Raw genomic sequence first — 16,460 nt, 5'->3', positions numbered from 1 at the left:
TGCTTTCCGAAGTCACTGCGGGGAGGGACGGGCCGGCGCGTTGTAGCGCAGAGGCATGCCGTCGTCCTGGCGGAGCGGCACACCGCAGGCCATGAAGAAGGTCGGGAACTCGTCAGCCTGGTCCAGTGCGCACAGGTCCTCGACCTCGTCGTCGCGGAACGCGCCCGTGAGCGCGGCGCCGAGGCCGAGGGCCTCGGCGGTCATGGCGAACACCTGCGACAGGTGGCCGACGTTGTGCAGAAGGATCTTGTAGGCCCTGGGGTGGGGGTACTTCCACGACATCCGGGACGCGACCGCCGTAGTGAAAACGCAGAACGCGGCGTTTCTGGCGATGGTCTGGTGGTGGATCAGCCGCTCGATCTCCTCTGGGGGTACGGCATCGCCCAGTGGCACGAGACCGTGGCGGATCGCGTCGTAGCGATATACACCCGGCTGAACGCCGCGCACATTGAAGACCACAGGGTAGGCCTCGGCCTCATGCCGGGCACCGCCGGACGCACTGGCCCGCAGCTGCAGTACTCCCAGAGTGCCGGCATCGACGAACCGCAGCGGTCCGAAGGTGTAGTGAAGCAGGGAAGAAAACGTATCGAGTTCAATGGGGGCGTCGCTGAAATCCCGGTGCGTTCTGCGCCCTTCGAGAACCGACTTGAAGCTTGTGTTCATGTCGGTCCAGACCCGAGGGAGGAAGACCATCTCCTCCTCACGGCCATACGCCTTGCTGTTCGCCGGCTTCTCTCCGCGCTCGGCCAGTCCGGCATAATACTCCGGAATATCACCCTGCTTGCCCCTGACGAATGGCGCGTTGCGTATGGAGGTATGAAACTGCCAAGCAACGTTTCCCCATTCACGCCAAGGGCTGGGGATCTCTTCGGAGGAGTCGACATCGCCCGCCTCCGCGAGGAAGCCGAGGTCGATGAGGTTGCGAGCCGCACCCTGAAGTGCCGGATCACCCGAGGTCAGCGCCTCGAAGTCCACCGGTTCGCGCGCCGAGACGAGCAGGTCGGCCACCTTTGGGTGAAGCCGGACCCGCTTTTCCACGCGGGGAGACGAGGCGAATATGTCCGCCCCACTCAGGCTCAGGAACACCGGGTTGACCAAACGTACTTTCATTGTTTCCTGGACTGCCCTGTTCTCAGATCCGGGCCGGGTCGACGCCACAGCCTCAAGGAGCCGTTACGTCGACCGGATCCGCCGTGATTAGTCGACGGTGTCGAAGCAGAGCAGGGACTCGCCCTCGTTCTCCACCACGACGATCAGAGCCTCGTGAGTGTTCTCCATTTGATTCACCCCCCGATTTCAGCTGATCCGAAGTCGGTGTTTCCCGACAGAGTTGATCTTCACGCAGCGTCACTAAATTCCACAAGATCGTTTGCAGCGTCTTTACAACTTCAAGGAAACAACAATGGATTTGATCAACCTCTGTGGATCCATGAGGGAATGGAGCGTTACTGGCGAATACTCCCGATTGCCCGTTCTCCCCTCGGGGCGCCGCACCCGATCGAGAGGATATGTACCGAAATGCCCTGCAGCAAAAATGGGGCGCATTCTTTTACACCGCTTGGTGAACGCGTCGAAGACCCCTGCAGAAAACGCGGGAGAGGGCGGCACCCCCGCACAGGGTGCCGCCCTCTTTCGTGCACCGGAGTCGCCGCCCATCGGTCTTGAGGGTCGGGGACAGGCGACGACTCCGGAGTTTTCGCCGGCCCTACGGACCAGTGGTGGCCGTGGGGGCGGTCAGTGGCCGTAGGACCTACCGGCTCCGCAGGACCTACCGGTGATCACTCCCCACCGACTCCGAAGCCGCCCGCCCCGCCTCCAGCCGCGCCACCGGGATCCGGAACGGCGAGCAGGAGACGTAGTCGAGGCCGACCTCGTGGAAGAAGTGGACGGACTCGGGGTCACCGCCGTGCTCGCCGCAGACGCCGAGCTTCAGGTCGGGGCGGGTCTCGCGGCCCGCCTTCGCGGCGGCGGCGACCAGGGAGCCGACGCCGTCCTTGTCGATCGTCTCGAAGGGGGAGACTCCGAAGATGCCCTTCTCCAGGTACGCCGTGAAGAACGAGGCCTCCACGTCGTCCCGGCTGAAGCCCCACACCGTCTGGGTGAGGTCGTTCGTGCCGAAGGAGAAGAACTCCGCCGCCTCGGCGATCTGACCGGCGGTCAGCGCGGCGCGCGGCAGCTCGATCATCGTGCCGATCGACAGCTTCAGCTTCACCCCGGTGGCGGCCTCGACCTCCGCGACGACCTGGTCGGCCTCCTCGCGGACGATCTCCAGTTCCTGGACGGTGCCGACGAGCGGGATCATGATCTCGGCGCGCGGGTCGCCCTTGGCGTTCTTGCGCTCGGCGGCGGCCTCCGCGATCGCGCGGACCTGCATCGTGAACAGGCCGGGGATGACCAGGCCGAGGCGTACGCCGCGCAGGCCCAGCATCGGGTTCTGCTCGTGCAGCCGGTGCACCGCCTGGAGCAGGCGGAGCTCGTTCTCGTGCGGCTCCTGGCGGGACTCCGCGAGCGCCACGCGGACCGACAGTTCCGTGATGTCCGGCAGGAACTCGTGCAGCGGCGGGTCGAGGAGACGGATCGTCACCGGCAGGCCGTCCATCGCCGAGAACAGCTCCACGAAGTCCTGCTTCTGGAGCGGGAGCAGCTCCTTGAGGGACTCCTCGCGCTCGGCCTCCGTGTCGGCCAGGATGAGGCGCTCGACCAGCTCACGCCGGTCACCGAGGAACATGTGCTCGGTACGGCACAGCCCGATGCCCTGGGCGCCGAAGCGACGGGCGCGCAGCGCGTCCTCGGCGTTGTCCGCGTTGGCACGCACCCGCAGCCGGCGCTTGCGGTCCGCGAACGCCATGATGCGGTGGACGGCCTCCACCAGCTCGTCGGCGTCCTGCGCACCCGCGTGCATCCGGCCCTCGAAGTACTCCACCACCGGGGACGGGACCACCGGGACCTCGCCCAGGTAGACCTTGCCGGACGAGCCGTCGATCGAGATGACGTCGCCCTCCTCGACGACGTGTCCGCCGGGGACCGTCATCCGGCGGCGCTTGGTGTCGACCTCGAGCTCCTCCGCGCCGCACACGCACGTCTTGCCCATGCCGCGCGCCACGACGGCCGCGTGGGACGTCTTGCCGCCACGGGACGTGAGGATGCCCTCCGCCGCGATCATGCCGTCCAGGTCGTCGGGGTTGGTCTCCCGGCGGACCAGGATGACCTTCTCACCCGAACGCGACCACTTGACGGCCGTGTACGAGTCGAAGACGGCCTTGCCGACCGCCGCACCCGGCGACGCCGCGATGCCCCGCCCGACCTGCTCGACCTTCGCGTCGTCGTCGAACTTGGGGAACATCAGCTGCGCGAGCTGGGCGCCGTTGACGCGCTGGAGCGCCTCCGCCTCGTCGATGAGGCCCTGGTCGACGAGCTGGGTCGCGATCCGGAAGGCCGCGCCCGCCGTGCGCTTGCCGACGCGGGTCTGGAGCATCCACAGCTGACCGCGCTCGATCGTGAACTCGATGTCGCAGAGGTCCTTGTAGTGGTTCTCCAGCGTCTCCATGATCTGCATCAGCTGGTCGTACGACTTCTTGTCGATCGACTCCAGCTCCGCGAGCGGCACGGTGTTGCGGATGCCCGCGACGACGTCCTCGCCCTGGGCGTTCTGGAGGTAGTCGCCGTAGACGCCCTGGTGGCCGGAGGCGGGGTCGCGGGTGAAGGCGACACCGGTGCCGGAGTCCGGGCCGAGGTTGCCGAAGACCATGGAGCAGACGTTGACGGCCGTGCCGAGGTCGCCGGGGATGCGCTCCTGGCGGCGGTACAGCTTGGCACGGTCGGTGTTCCAGGAGTTGAAGACCGCCTCGATGGCGAGGTCCATCTGCTCGCGCGGGTCCTGCGGGAAGTCGCGGCCGGCCTCCTTCTTCACGATCTTCTTGAAGGCGGTGACCAGCTTCTTCAGGTCGGCGGCCTCCAGGTCGGTGTCGACCGTGACCTTCTTGGCCTCCTTGGCCTTGTCGAGGGCCTCCTCGAAGAGGTCACCGTCGACGCCGAGGACGGTCTTGCCGAACATCTGGATGAGGCGCCGGTAGGAGTCCCAGGCGAACCGCTCGTCGCCGGCCTGGTCGGCGAGGCCCTTCACGGACTTGTCGGAGAGCCCGATGTTGAGGACGGTGTCCATCATGCCGGGCATGGAGAACTTCGCGCCGGAACGGACGGAGACCAGCAGGGGGTTGTCGGCCTGGCCGAGCTTCTTGCCCATCTTGGTCTCGAGGGCGTCGAGGTGCGCACTCACCTCGTCACGCAGTGCCGCCGGCTCCTCGCCGCTGTCGAGGTAGACCTTGCAGGCTTCCGTGGTGATGGTGAACCCGGGGGGAACGGGAAGGCCCAGGTTGGTCATCTCGGCGAGGTTGGCGCCCTTGCCACCCAGGAGGTCCTTGAGGTCCTTGTTTCCCTCGGTGAAGTCGTAAACGAACTTCGCTACGTGAGGATCTTTGTTTTCCGACACGGTCTCGACTCCCTCGAGGACGCGGTGGCTGCCCTGACGGCGAGGAACATACCCAGATCGAAGGCGTCTGGGTACGTCTACTCACGCGTCATACGCCTGTAACCACCCGTCCGCCAGTGGATCGAAAGTCAAGGCTTGGCAAGCGGAGACGGGCGGATGTTTTCACTTCTTGAACGCAAGAGCGTCCACAAGTGCGGTTTCCCGCTCATCTGAGCGGCCATCCCGCACGTCTGATTTCGATCGATGAACGATCAAGGGGTGGCACCCAGTGCCACCCCTTGGAGAAGTGCAGCCGCTCAAGATCCGCTCATCTGAGCGCAACCCTTATCAAGGGTGGCGAGAATCACGCTGCCACAGAGGCCCGGATTTCACCATGCGGACGTGCTCCCGGGACGGAAACGCGCCCGTCACAAGCACCCTCGCGCACGACGGCGCGCACCGGCCCGCTCCCCCGTCACACACCCAGCGCGACCAGCCGTTCTTCCACCCGCTCCGGCGCGTACAGATGCTCCACGACCAGCGCCCCGGCGCCCACGAGCCCGGCCCGCTCCCCCAGCCGCGACGTCACGACGTCCAGATGAGCGGTGGAGCGCGGCAGCGCCCGCTGGTACAGCAGCTCCCGCACCCCGGTGAGGAAGGCCGTCCCGGCCAGGTCCCCGGCGATCATCAGCACCCCGGGGTTGAGCAGGGTCACGACGGTCGCCAGCACGTCCCCGACCTGTCGCCCGGCCTCCCGGGCCAGCGCCGCCGCCCCCGGGTCCCCGGCCGCCAGCAGGTCCCGCACATCCGATCCGGACGCCGCCGGCACCCCGCTCTCGGCCAGCCGCCGGGCCACGGCACCACCACTGGCGACGGCGGCCAGACAGCCGTACGAACCACACCGGCACAGCGCGTCCGCGCCCACCCGGATGTGCCCGATGTCGCCCGCGCCGCCGTCGACACCCCGGTAGATCGAGCCGTCGACCACGACGCCGGCGCCTATGCCGGTCGAGACCTTGACCAGGACGAACGCCGAGCAGTCGGGGTAGGCGGTGCGCTGTTCGCCGTACGCCATGAGGTTGGCGTCGTTGTCGACGAGGACCGGCACCGCCGCGGCGCCCGTGTGCTCGCCGAAGGCCCGGGCGAGCCGCTCCCGTATGTCGTAGCCGTCCCAGCCGGGCATGATCGGCGGCTGGACGACCCGGCCGGTCTCGCTGTCCACCGGCCCCGGCACCGCCAGCCCGATGCCGCCCACCTCGTCGGCCCGGCGCCCGGTCTTCTCCAGCAGTTCGGCGAACCAGTGCCCCAACTCGCCCAGCACCACGTCCGGCCCGTCCTCGACGACCAGCGCACCGCTGTGCTCGGCGAGGATCTCGCCGGTCAGCGACAGCACGGCGGCCCGGGCGTGCCGGGTGTCGAGGTCGGCGGCGAGGACGACGGCGTGCTCGTCGTCGAACTCCAACGTGATGGAGGGGCGGCCGCCCAACGGCGAGTCCACCGGCCCTCCGGCGCCCTCGCGCAGCCACCCCGCCCGGAACAGCCGGTCCAGCCGCTGGCCGACGGTGGCCCGGGAGAGCCCGGTGACCTGTTGGAGTGCTCCGCGCGTCACGGCCCGGCCGCTGCGCACCAGTTGGAGCAGATCTCCGGCGCCGGTCTGACCCCGTCCAGCCATACCCCGTCCAGTCATGCGCACCCCCTTGTGTTTCTCAAGCGTGCATTACATATTGAGTTTTGCGTGTTAAATAGACGTAACTCTACGGTCGCACTGGCCGAACCGGTCAGTCGCACGTCTCTCGGGGAGTGCCGAGTGGATCGCACCGCCCAACTCGTCGCCCGTTCCACGGAACGCTCGATCGCATACGATCCGCCTGGTCGACCGCCGTCGCCGCACGTCAGAGCCGCGAAGGTGCTGGAGGACAACTGGACCGGCAGCTCCACGGTCCCCTCCCGCAGCCTGTACCCGCACCAGTGGTCCTGGGACTCGGCGTTCATCGCGATCGGCCTCAGGCACATCTCGCCGTTACGGGCGCAGACGGAGCTGGAGACACTGCTCGCCGCCCAGTGGGACGACGGCCGTGTCCCGCACATCGTCTTCAACCCCTCGGTCCCCCTCGACGCCTACTTCCCGAGCCCCGACTTCTGGCGCTCCTCGACGGCTGGCCGCGCCGCGGGCGCCCCGCGCACCGTACAGACCTCCGGCATCGTGCAGCCACCGGTGCACGCGCTGGCCGCCTGGCTGGTGCACCGCGCCGACCCCGGCCTGTCCCGGGCGCGCGGCTTCCTCACCCGGATGTATCCCCGCCTCGCCGCCTGGCACCGCTACCTGCTGCACCGCCGGGACCTGGGCGGCGCCGGCCTGGCGTCGGTCGTGCACCCCTGGGAACAGGGCATGGACAACAGCCCCTGCTGGGACGCCCCGCTGGCCCGCGTCCGCCCCGCCCCGGCCCGCTCCTTCCGCCGCGCCGACCTCGACCACGGGGCGCCCGAGGACCGCCCGACGGACCTGGACTACGGCCGTTACGTCCGACTGGCGACGGACTACCGCGACGGCGGCTACGCGGACGGCGCAGGGGACTTCGCCGTCGAGGACCCCTCCTTCAACGCCCTGCTCATCGCCTCCGAGCACGCGCTCGCCCGGATCGCCGAGGAGCTGGGCGCGAGTGGCACGGCCCGGCAGGCACGCGCGCGGCGGCTGACGGCGACGCTGATCGACCGCCTCTGGGACCCCGCGAGGAACATGTTCCTGTGCCGCGACCTCCGCGGCGGGGGCCTCGTCCCCGAGCGAGCCGTCTCGGGCCTGGTCCCCCTTCTCCTGCCCGACCTGCCCAGGGGCATCGCCACCCGCCTGGTCCGTACGACGGAGTCCGCCCACTTCGGCCTCGGCGCCTCCACCCGCCTGGTCCCGAGCTACGACCTCCTCGGCGAGGCCTTCGACCCGCACCGCTACTGGCGCGGCCCGGCCTGGTTCAACACCAACTGGCTGCTGGAGCGGGGCCTGCGGACACACGGGGAGCACGGCCGGGCCGACGCCCTGCGCCAAGCGGTCCTGGACATCGCGCACAGCTCCGACTTCGCGGAGTACGTGGACCCGTACACCGGCGAGGCCTGCGGGGCGACCGGCTTCAGCTGGACCGCCGCGCTCTCGCTGGACCTGCTGCACAGCCACACCGAACCCACCGCGGTCAAGGAAATCAAGGGAGGGAACCGGGGATGACGGACCGGCATCATCTGCTCGTGTTCGGGGGGACGTTCGCCGCCGTGGGTGACGGCGGCGACATCAGCGGCGTACGGACCGCCGGCTCCCCGGAGGGGTTGTTCGTACGCGACGCCCGCCACCTCAGCCGCTGGCAGCTCACCGTGGACGGCGCGGTGCCCGAGACCCTGACGCCGGTCGCCGACGGAGACACGGCCCGTTGCGTCCTGGTCCCCCGCGGCGGCCGCAACGAGCCCCCCGCCTACACCGTCTTCCGCGAACAGGCGGTCGGCGACAACGCGTTCATCGAGTCCCTGCGTGTCACCAGCAACCGCCCCGTCCCCACGACGATCCGCCTCGCGATCACCGCCGACGCCGACTTCACCGACCAGTTCGAACTGCGCTCGGACCACCGCACCTACGCCAAGTCCGGCGCCACCCGCTCCCGCCAGGTCCTGGACCACGGAGTGGAGTTCACGTACCAGCGAGCCGACTGGCGCTCACTGACCACCGTCACGGCCGACCCACCCCCCGACACGGTGGAGGAGACAGGCACCGGAGCCCGCCGTCTCCTGTGGACCCTCGACCTGCCCCCACACGGCACCGAGGAACTGACCCTCCGGGTGATGGCCCGCCCCCACGGCGACAAACGAGCCCTGCGCGTCCCCCGCTCCCCTTCCTCCCTCACCACCCAACTCCTCTCCCTGGAAGGCGAGTTCGTCGAGGGCGTGGCCTTCCCGACCGGCTGGCCCGAACTGGCCGCCGCCTGCGCCCGCGGCCTCGCCGACCTGGCCGCGCTCCAGGTCCCCGCGACCGGCCCCGACAGCGAGGAACTCCGCGTCCCCGCGGCCGGCGCCCCCTGGTTCCTGACCCTGCTCGGCCGGGACGCTCTCCTCACCTCCCTCTTCGCCCTCCCCTACCGCCCCCGCCTGGCCGCCGCCACGCTCCCCGCCCTCGCCGCGACCCAGGCGACCGAGACCGGCCCCGACGCCGTCTCCCAGCCCGGCAAGATCGTGCACGAGGTACGGCACGGCGAGCTGGCGCACTTCGCCCAGGTGCCGTACGGCCGCTACTACGGCTCGGTGGACGCGACCCCGCTCTTCCTGATCCTCCTGGGCGCGTACGTGGAGCAGACAGCCGACACCGCCCTCGCCCACCGCCTCGAACCCCACGCCCGCGCGGCGATCGGCTGGATGCTGGACCACGGCGGCCTGACCTCCCGCGGCTACCTGGTCTACCGGGCCGACCAGGGCGGCCTGGCCAACCAGAACTGGAAGGACTCCCCCGGCGCCATCTGCTCCGCCGACGGCACCCGCCCCGGCGGCCCCGTCATGGCGGCGGGCGCCCAGGGCTACGCCTACGACGCCCTGCGCCGCACGGCATGGCTGGCCCGCACGGTCTGGCAGGACGAGACCTACGCGGCGCTGCTGGAACAGGCGGCGGCCGACCTGCGCGACCGCTTCCAGCAGGACTTCTGGATGCCGGAACACTCCTTCCCCGCCCTCGCCCTCGACGGCGGCGGACACCAGGTCAACGCCCTCGCCTCGGACGCCGGCCATCTGCTCTGGTCCGGCCTGCTCGACAAGGAGTACGGCGAGGCGGTGGGCCGCCGCCTGCTCGAACCGGACTTCTTCTCCGGCTGGGGCGTGCGCACATTGGCCTCCGGCCAGCCCGCCTACCACCCCCTCTCCTATCACCGGGGCTCGGTCTGGCCGCACGACAACGCCCTGATCACCCTGGGCCTGGCCCGCTACGGCCTGCACGACGAGGCCCGCACGGTCGCCCACGCCCTGGTGGACGCGGCCACCACCACCGGCCACCGCCTGCCCGAGGTCCTCGCCGGCTACGGCCGCGACACCCACCCCGAACCGGTCCCGTACCCCCACGCCTGCGTCCGCGAATCCCGCTCGGCGGCGGCCCCCCTGGCCCTGCTCACGGCGGTCGGCGGAGCGTAGCGGCCCACCGCGGACGTGTTGGCCCGGCGTTTGCCGGGTGTTTGCCGAGCGCTGGGGCGCCCCGGCTGAACACGCCCCGAGGGCGCCCCGTACGAGGGTGTGGCGGGCCCCCAGCCTCCCCAGCGAGGCCCGCCACACACTCCACGGAAGGACCCCGGGTGCCCGTCTTCACACGCCTACGCCGCCTACCGGCCAACACCACCCCCACCTCCCCCAACGACCCACCGCCCGCCACCACCGCGAATACGCCGGGGGCGTCGCGGGCGGGTGAGGGTGCCGGGGAGTTGGGTGAGGGGGTCGGGGGGCCGAGTACCGGGGTCGGGGGGCCGAGTACCGGGGCCGGAGGACTGAGCAGCGGGGCCGGGGACCCGAGCAACAGGGCCGGAGAGCCGAGCAACGAGGCCGGGCACCCGAGCAACGAGGCTGCGGGATCGGGTGAGGGGGCCGGTGGGTCGGTGGACGGGGTTGCGGGGGCGGCGACCTGTGGGGCTGCCCTGCTGACCGAGGAGTCCACGCGGCCGAACGAAGAGGCCGCGCTGGCGACCGAGGGGGCCGTGCTGGCGACGGCTGAGGCCACCCGGTCGACGGAGGAGTCCGCGCAACCGACAGCCCAGGCCAGCACGTCGGCCGGAGAGGCCGCGCCATCCACCGCCGAGTCGGCGCAGCCCATCACCGAGCCGGCCCCCACCCCCGAACCCGCGGCCGCCGACGGCGAGGCCGCCCCGCCGGGGCCACCCGCACCCGACGACGAAAGCCGCACGGGTGGTGCGGGTGGGAACGACTCGGCCGAAGGCGAAGCCGAGGCCCAGGCCCAGGCCGGCAAGCCGAACGCCCCCGCCCCCTACCTCCGCTGGACCCTGACCGCCCTCTCCGCCGCCCTGATCCACATCTGCCTGCAAATGCCGAACACCCTCGGCAACCTCAAGGCCACAGAGTTCCTACGTCTCCCGGCCGAGGCCGTCATCGGAGCCGCCCTCCTCCTCAGCCTCCCCCGCCGCCCCCGCCTGATCACCGCAGCGATATCCGGCGCCACCCTCGGCGCCCTCACCGCCCTGAACATCCTCGACATCGGCTACAACGAATACCTCGGCCGCCACTTCAACATCATCCTGGACTGGGAACTCCTCGACGACGCCCAGTCCTACCTGAAGGACTCCCTGGGCGGCACGACCACCACCCTCCTCGCCATCGGCGTCATCCTCCTCGTCGTACTCCTCATCACCCTCGTCGCCCTGGCCACCATCCGCGTCGCCAACACCCTCGCCCACCACAAACCCACCGCCTCCAAGGGCGCCCTGATCGCCGGCACCGTCTGGATCACCTGCACGGCCTTCGGCCTCCAGATCGCCGGCGTCCCCCTCGCCGCGGACCACACCGCCGGCGTCATCAAGGTCCACGCCCGCCGCGCGATGGACACCCTCCACGACGAGGCGGCGTTCGCGAAGGACGCCAAGTCGGACACGTTCGGCAACACGCCCCCCGCCCAACTGGTCCCGGACCTACGCGGCAAGGACGTCCTGTTCACCTTCATAGAGAGCTACGGCCGCAGCGCCCTCGAAGACCCCCTGATCGCCCCCGGGGTCACCAGCACCCTCGACACCAGCACCAAGGCCCTGGCGGACGCCGGCTTCCACGCGAAGAGCGGTTGGCTCACCTCGGCGACGTACGGCGGCAGCAGCTGGCTGGGCCACTCCACCACCCTCTCCGGGCTGTGGATCGACAACCAGCAGCGCTACCGCACCGTCATGGCCAGCGACCACCTCAGCCTCACCAAGGCCTTCCAGAAGACCGGCGCCTGGGACACGGTCGGCGTGATGCCCGGCGTCCAGAAGGGCTGGCCGGAACAGCAGTACTACGGCCTCGACAAGGTCTACAACGCCTTCCAACTCGGCTATCAGGGACCGAAGTTCAGCTGGTCGACCATGCCCGACCAATACGCCCTGGAGGCCTTCCAGCGCCAGGTCCACGGCAGGAAGCGCGACAAGCCCCTCATGGCGGAGATCATCCTGACCTCCAGCCACCAACCCTGGGCCCCGATCCCCGAGATGGTCGACTGGAACGACCTCGGCGACGGTTCCCTCTTCCAGCCGATCCAGCGGGCCGGCACCGAACCGGCGGACATCATCTCCGACTCCACGCGCTCCAAGCAGGAGTACGGCAAGTCGATCTCGTACTCGGTCACGAGTCTCACCCAGTGGCTGGAGCGCTACGGCACCGACGACACCGTCCTCGTCTTCCTCGGCGACCATCAGCCGATCTCCCGGGTGAGTGGCACCAAGGCCAGTCGAGACGTCCCGATCTCCATCGTCGCCAAGGACCCGAAGATCCTGGACAAAATCACCGCCTGGCACTGGACGGACGGCCTCCGCCCCGCCCCCAAGGCCCCCGTCTGGAAGATGAGCGCCTTCCGAGACCACTTCCTCACGGCCTACGGCTCCACCCCCCACCCCTCCAACTAACCCCAACTCCCTCGCCCCGCCGCCCCTACCCGTCCCATCCCCACGGGTTCCGCCCCTTCCACCCCACGGGGGCTGCCGCCTCAGCCCCCGTCATCGGCCCAAAGGGCCTAGTCCCTATTCGCCTTTCTGGTCAAGATCTGGACGTCACCTGCAAGTGAAACGCGCAGGCTAGCCGCCGAGGAATCTTTCGACCACTGTCGCCAGGGCCTCTGGGTTCTCATCCGGGGCGAAGTGGCCGACGTCGTCGAAGACCTCGAGTTCGGCGTTCGGATACCACTGCAACCAGGTGGACCGCATGGTGTCAGGGCCCATCGCCGGGTCGTTCGCACCGGCTACGACAAGCACCGGAGTCGGATTTCCCTCGACCCGCTCGTGGATGTCGGAGCCGCGAGTCCAGGATTCGAGGTACGAGCGCAGGGCCGCCGACGAGGAGCGTTCCGAGCTGCTCACCCTGGCATCCAGCCATGCACCGTCGTGGCGACTGCCGGTGGTGATGTCAAAGATCGTCCTGCGGTTGCCGGAATCCTCCACGGCCCCGACGAACAGCTCCCACATCTCCCCTTCGAGCGGGAACCCGGACGCGGGTACCGGCGAGATGCCAACGATCGAGCGGACCCGTGAGGGGGGCGTCCAGCAACATCAGCTGAGCCGCCTTGCCGCCCATGGAGTGACCGATGACCGAGAAGGTGTTCCAGCCGAGATCGTCGGCCACGGCGAGAGCATCAGCCGCGACCTCCTCCATCGTGTACGTGCCGGGGGTGTCCATCGCCTCGCCGTACCCACGGCAGTCCACGAACGCGTAACTGAACGCGCTCCCGTCCAGGTACCGCCGCAGCTGGCCGAAACTCGACCTGTCGCTGAGCCAGTGGTGGAGTGCGAGGACCCGCTCCGGACCGCTGCCCTGTACCTCGTACGGAATCACATGTCCTGCTGCATGACCTGTCACAACGTTGCGTTTCCCCTTCCGGGCCGGGCCTGGAATCCCGTCTGCTTGAGGCGTCGCTCCAACGGCGTAGCAGCGCGAGCGGGCAACCGAAGGCGTCGCGGGCCAGAAGAATCTTGAGGCGACGGAGCCGAACGCGCCTGCCTGGCCCCGCAGCGCGGTCAGGTCCTCAATGGCCTCGCCGCCGGTCAGCCAAGTGGCATCGGCGAGATCCGCCGGCAACCATGCCGCGGCACGACCGATCCCCCCGAGTCATCGGCACTGACATAGCCCCTGGGACGCAACCCGATACCCTGCACGCCAGCCCCTTCGGGTGGGTGGGGGTTGAGGACGGAGTCCCCTCGGCGCGTCGCGGAACGTGGCTTCGGGCAGGGGGCCGTATGCCCAACAAGTCGCTGGACGGCGTACTCCCACCGAACCCGCGGTCGCCCACGGCGGCAAGGGGACGTGTCGGGGGGTGTCCGCCCGCAGAGTCCGGTGTCAACACGCGGCACCTCCTGGCCCACGCCCGCCCGCCGGACCGAGGACGGACACCCCCCGGCACGGCCCCGACCCAGCCACCCGCCGAACCGCGCTACGCGAACCCCCACCCAACCCCAACAGGCCGCCGCAGGCATCCCCGCTCAACCACCGGAGGTATCCAGCTCGGCTTCCTCCCCCACTCCCGCACAGTCATACGGATCCCGCAACCACCCATCCGGCAGCACCACCCGGTTGTTCCCGGACGTACGCCCCCGCGGCCCATCCGCCCCCACCGGCCACGGCTGATCCAGGTCCAACTCGTCCAACCCGTCCCGGAGTTCCGCCAGCGACGACGTGATCGCCAGTCGCTTGCGCATCTCCGAGCCGACCGCGAAGCCCTTCAGATACCAGGCCACGTGCTTACGGAAGTCGATGACGCCGCGCGCCTCGTCCCCGATCCACTCCCCGAGCAGCGTGGCATGCCGCACCATGACGTCGGCCACCTCACGCAACGCAGGCCGCGCGACGTCGCCGTCCCGCCCCTCGAACGCCGCCACCAGATCCGAGAACAACCACGGCCGCCCCAGACACCCCCGCCCGACAACGACCCCGTCACACCCGGTCTCCCGCACCATCCGCACCGCGTCCCCGGCCGACCAGATGTCCCCGTTCCCGAGCACGGGAATCTCCGGCACATGCTCCTTCAACCGAGCGATGGCATCCCAGTCCGCGGTCCCCCCGTAGTGCTGAGCGGCAGTACGCCCGTGCAACGCGATCGCCGTCACGCCCTCCTCCACGGCGATCCGCCCGGCGTCCAGGAAGGTGATGTGGTCGTCGTCGATGCCCTTGCGCATCTTCATCGTCACCGGCAGCTCCCCGGCCCCGCTCACCGCCTCCCGCAGAATCGCCCGCAGCAGATTCCGCTTGTACGGCAGCGCGGACCCCCCACCCTTACGGGTCACCTTCGGCACCGGGCACCCGAAGTTCAGGTCGATGTGATCGGCCAGCCCCTCCTCCGCGATCATGCGGACGGCTTTGCCGACAGTCGAGGGGTCGACCCCGTACAGCTGGATCGAACGAGGCTTCTCGCTCTCGTCGAAGTGGATCAGCTGCATGGTCTTCTCGTTGCGCTCGACCAGCGCCCGAGTCGTGATCATCTCGCTGACGAACAGCCCCTTGCCGCCGCTGAACTCCCGGCACAGCGTCCGGAAGGGCGCGTTGGTGATCCCGGCCATGGGAGCCAGGACGACAGGCGGCTGCACGGTGTGCGGCCCGATCCGCAGGGGCGGGACAACGGGCGAGCCGGCGGGCGGGACGACGGGCGGGACGGTCATGGACATCCCCCCATTCTCACGTACCGGACCGACAGCGGCGAAATTCATTAGTTAGGCGTACTATTCAAGAATGCCGGAGCTCAGCCCCCGCCGCCGCCTGCTGGTCCTCGCGATCTGCTGCATGAGCCTGCTGATCGTGAGCCTCGACACGACAGCCCTCAACGTCGCCCTCCCCGCGATGCAACGCGACCTCGACGCCAGCACCTCAGGCCTCCAGTGGACGATCGACGCGTACACCCTCGTCCTGGCCTCCCTCCTGATGCTGGCCGGCTCCACGGCGGACCGCGTCGGCCGCAAACGCGTCTTCATGGCGGGCCTCGTCCTGTTCACCATCGGCTCGGCGCTGTGCTCCCTCGCCCCGAACCTCGACTCCCTGATCGCGTTCCGGATGGTCCAGGCGGTCGGCGGCTCGATGCTCAACCCGGTGGCGATGTCGATCATCACCAACACCTTCGTCGACCCGCGTGAACGCGCACGGGCGATAGGCGTGTGGGGAGCGGTCGTCGGCATATCGATGGGCGCCGGCCCCCTGGTCGGCGGCCTGCTCGTGGACTCGGTGGGCTGGCGGGCGATCTTCTGGGTCAACCTGCCGGTGGGCCTGGCCGCGCTCCTCCTCACCCTCCTCCACGTCCCCGAGTCCCGCGCCCCCAAGGCCCGCCGCCTCGACCCCGTCGGCCAGCTCCTGGTGATCGCGCTGTTCGGCTCGCTGACGTACGCGATCATCGAGGCCCCGAACGCCGGGTTCCCCGCGGTCCTGCCCTTCGCGATCATCGCCCTCGCGGCCCTGCTCGGCCTCCTCTGGTACGAGCCGCGCCGCACCGAACCCCTCATCGACCTGCGGTTCTTCCGTTCGGCCCCGTTCAGCGGCGCCACGGTGATCGCGATCGGCGCGTTCGCCGCGCTGGGCGGGTTCCTGTTCCTGTCGACGCTGTACCTGCAGAACGTACGAGGGCTGGACGCCCTGCACGCGGGGCTGTGGATGCTCCCGATGGCGACCCCGATGTTCCTGTGCGCACCGCTCGCCGGACGGCTGGTCGGCACGCGGGGGCCCCGGCTGCCGTTGCTGATCGCCGGTACCGCGATGACGCTGAGCGCGGCGCTGTTCGCCCTGTTCGAGGCCGAGACGTCCAACGTCACGCTGGTCCTCGGATACGCCGTGTTCGGGATCGGATTCGGGTTCGTCAACGCGCCGATCACCAACACGGCGGTGTCCGGGATGCCGCGGGCGCAGGCCGGCGTCGCGGCGGCCGTGGCCTCCACGAGCCGTCAGCTGGGGCAGACGCTGGGGGTGGCGGTGGTGGGGGCCGTGCTGGCGGCCGGGGTGGGGGCGTCGTCGTACAAGGACACGTTCGTGTCGGCCGCCGGGCCGGGGTGGTGGATCCTCACCGGGTGCGGGCTTGTGGTTCTCGTGGCGGGGCTGGTGACCAGCGGGCCGTGGGCTCGGCGTACGGCTGAACGTACGGCTGAGAGGTTGGAGTCGGCTGAGATTCGCGACGTGCCGAGAGTACGGGCCTGAACGACACCCGCCGCCGCTGTCCCCGTCACACCCGAGCCGTCCTGCCGACGTGCGCGTCAGCCGACGTCTCCATCTCCGAATGAGAACAGACTTTCCGATATCGAATGCGTGACCTCCACTCACGGACCTC

General features: G+C 69.7%; 10 protein-coding genes. 4 read left to right on the top strand and 6 right to left on the bottom strand.

The annotated features are described in order from the left end of the window. Positions 1-12 precede the first annotated feature (12 nt). The 3 genes from ACFZBP_RS17560 to ACFZBP_RS17550 form a co-directional block, all read right to left on the bottom strand. The gene (locus tag ACFZBP_RS17560) at positions 13-1,098 is read right to left on the bottom strand and encodes a SagB family peptide dehydrogenase (RefSeq protein WP_391413980.1); all 1,086 of its coding nucleotides are present in this window, start codon (positions 1,096-1,098) and stop codon (positions 13-15) included. 670 nt (positions 1,099-1,768) lie between these two features. Next, positions 1,769-4,489 carry a pyruvate, phosphate dikinase gene (ppdK, locus tag ACFZBP_RS17555; protein WP_383449253.1) on the bottom strand — a complete coding sequence of 907 codons (2,721 nt, stop codon included), beginning with the start codon at positions 4,487-4,489 and terminating at the stop codon, positions 1,769-1,771. A gap of 454 nt (positions 4,490-4,943) precedes the next feature. Next, positions 4,944-6,140 (bottom strand): ROK family protein, encoded by a 1,197-nt coding sequence (locus ACFZBP_RS17550; RefSeq protein ID WP_383449254.1) that lies wholly within the window; start codon positions 6,138-6,140, stop codon positions 4,944-4,946. 135 nt (positions 6,141-6,275) lie between these two features. On the opposite strand from ACFZBP_RS17550, the gene ACFZBP_RS17545 reads away from it, so the two are divergent. The 3 genes from ACFZBP_RS17545 to ACFZBP_RS17535 all read left to right on the top strand — a co-directional run bounded on the left by ACFZBP_RS17545 (position 6,276) and on the right by ACFZBP_RS17535 (position 12,075). Beyond that, on the top strand, positions 6,276-7,682 hold the full coding sequence (locus ACFZBP_RS17545) for a hypothetical protein (protein ID WP_383449255.1): 1,407 nt from the start codon (positions 6,276-6,278) through the stop codon (positions 7,680-7,682). After that, complete coding sequence (locus ACFZBP_RS17540) at positions 7,679-9,616, top strand: glycogen debranching N-terminal domain-containing protein (RefSeq protein ID WP_391413977.1); 1,938 nt, start codon at positions 7,679-7,681, stop codon at positions 9,614-9,616. The genes ACFZBP_RS17545 and ACFZBP_RS17540 overlap by 4 nt, the downstream gene beginning before the upstream one ends. Positions 9,617-10,284: 668 nt before the next feature. Continuing rightward, complete coding sequence (locus ACFZBP_RS17535; protein WP_391414136.1) at positions 10,285-12,075, top strand: CDP-alcohol phosphatidyltransferase; 1,791 nt, start codon at positions 10,285-10,287, stop codon at positions 12,073-12,075. A gap of 168 nt (positions 12,076-12,243) precedes the next feature. On the opposite strand, the gene ACFZBP_RS17530 is transcribed toward ACFZBP_RS17535, so the two are convergent. The 3 genes from ACFZBP_RS17530 to dusB all read right to left on the bottom strand — a co-directional run bounded on the left by ACFZBP_RS17530 (position 12,244) and on the right by dusB (position 14,820). Then, complete coding sequence (locus ACFZBP_RS17530) at positions 12,244-12,630, bottom strand: alpha/beta fold hydrolase (RefSeq protein WP_391413975.1); 387 nt, start codon at positions 12,628-12,630, stop codon at positions 12,244-12,246. Further along, a complete protein-coding gene (locus ACFZBP_RS17525) occupies positions 12,572-12,868 on the bottom strand; it encodes an alpha/beta fold hydrolase (RefSeq protein WP_391414134.1) in 297 nt (98 codons plus the stop codon). The genes ACFZBP_RS17530 and ACFZBP_RS17525 overlap by 59 nt, the downstream gene beginning before the upstream one ends. 773 nt (positions 12,869-13,641) lie before the next feature. Beyond that, complete coding sequence (gene dusB / locus ACFZBP_RS17520; protein WP_383449259.1) at positions 13,642-14,820, bottom strand: tRNA dihydrouridine synthase DusB; 1,179 nt, start codon at positions 14,818-14,820, stop codon at positions 13,642-13,644. A gap of 64 nt (positions 14,821-14,884) precedes the next feature. Between dusB and ACFZBP_RS17515 the strand changes: the two genes are divergently transcribed. Beyond that, positions 14,885-16,330, top strand: coding sequence for a DHA2 family efflux MFS transporter permease subunit (locus tag ACFZBP_RS17515; protein ID WP_391413972.1), 1,446 nt, complete (start codon positions 14,885-14,887; stop codon positions 16,328-16,330). The last annotated feature ends 130 nt before the right edge of the window (positions 16,331-16,460 follow it).

Origin of the sequence: Streptomyces sp. NPDC008086, assembly GCF_042957325.1 — a bacterium.
In the GTDB taxonomy this organism is placed as follows: domain Bacteria; phylum Actinomycetota; class Actinomycetes; order Streptomycetales; family Streptomycetaceae; genus Streptomyces.
This window is presented reverse-complemented; position numbering and strand designations above follow the sequence as displayed.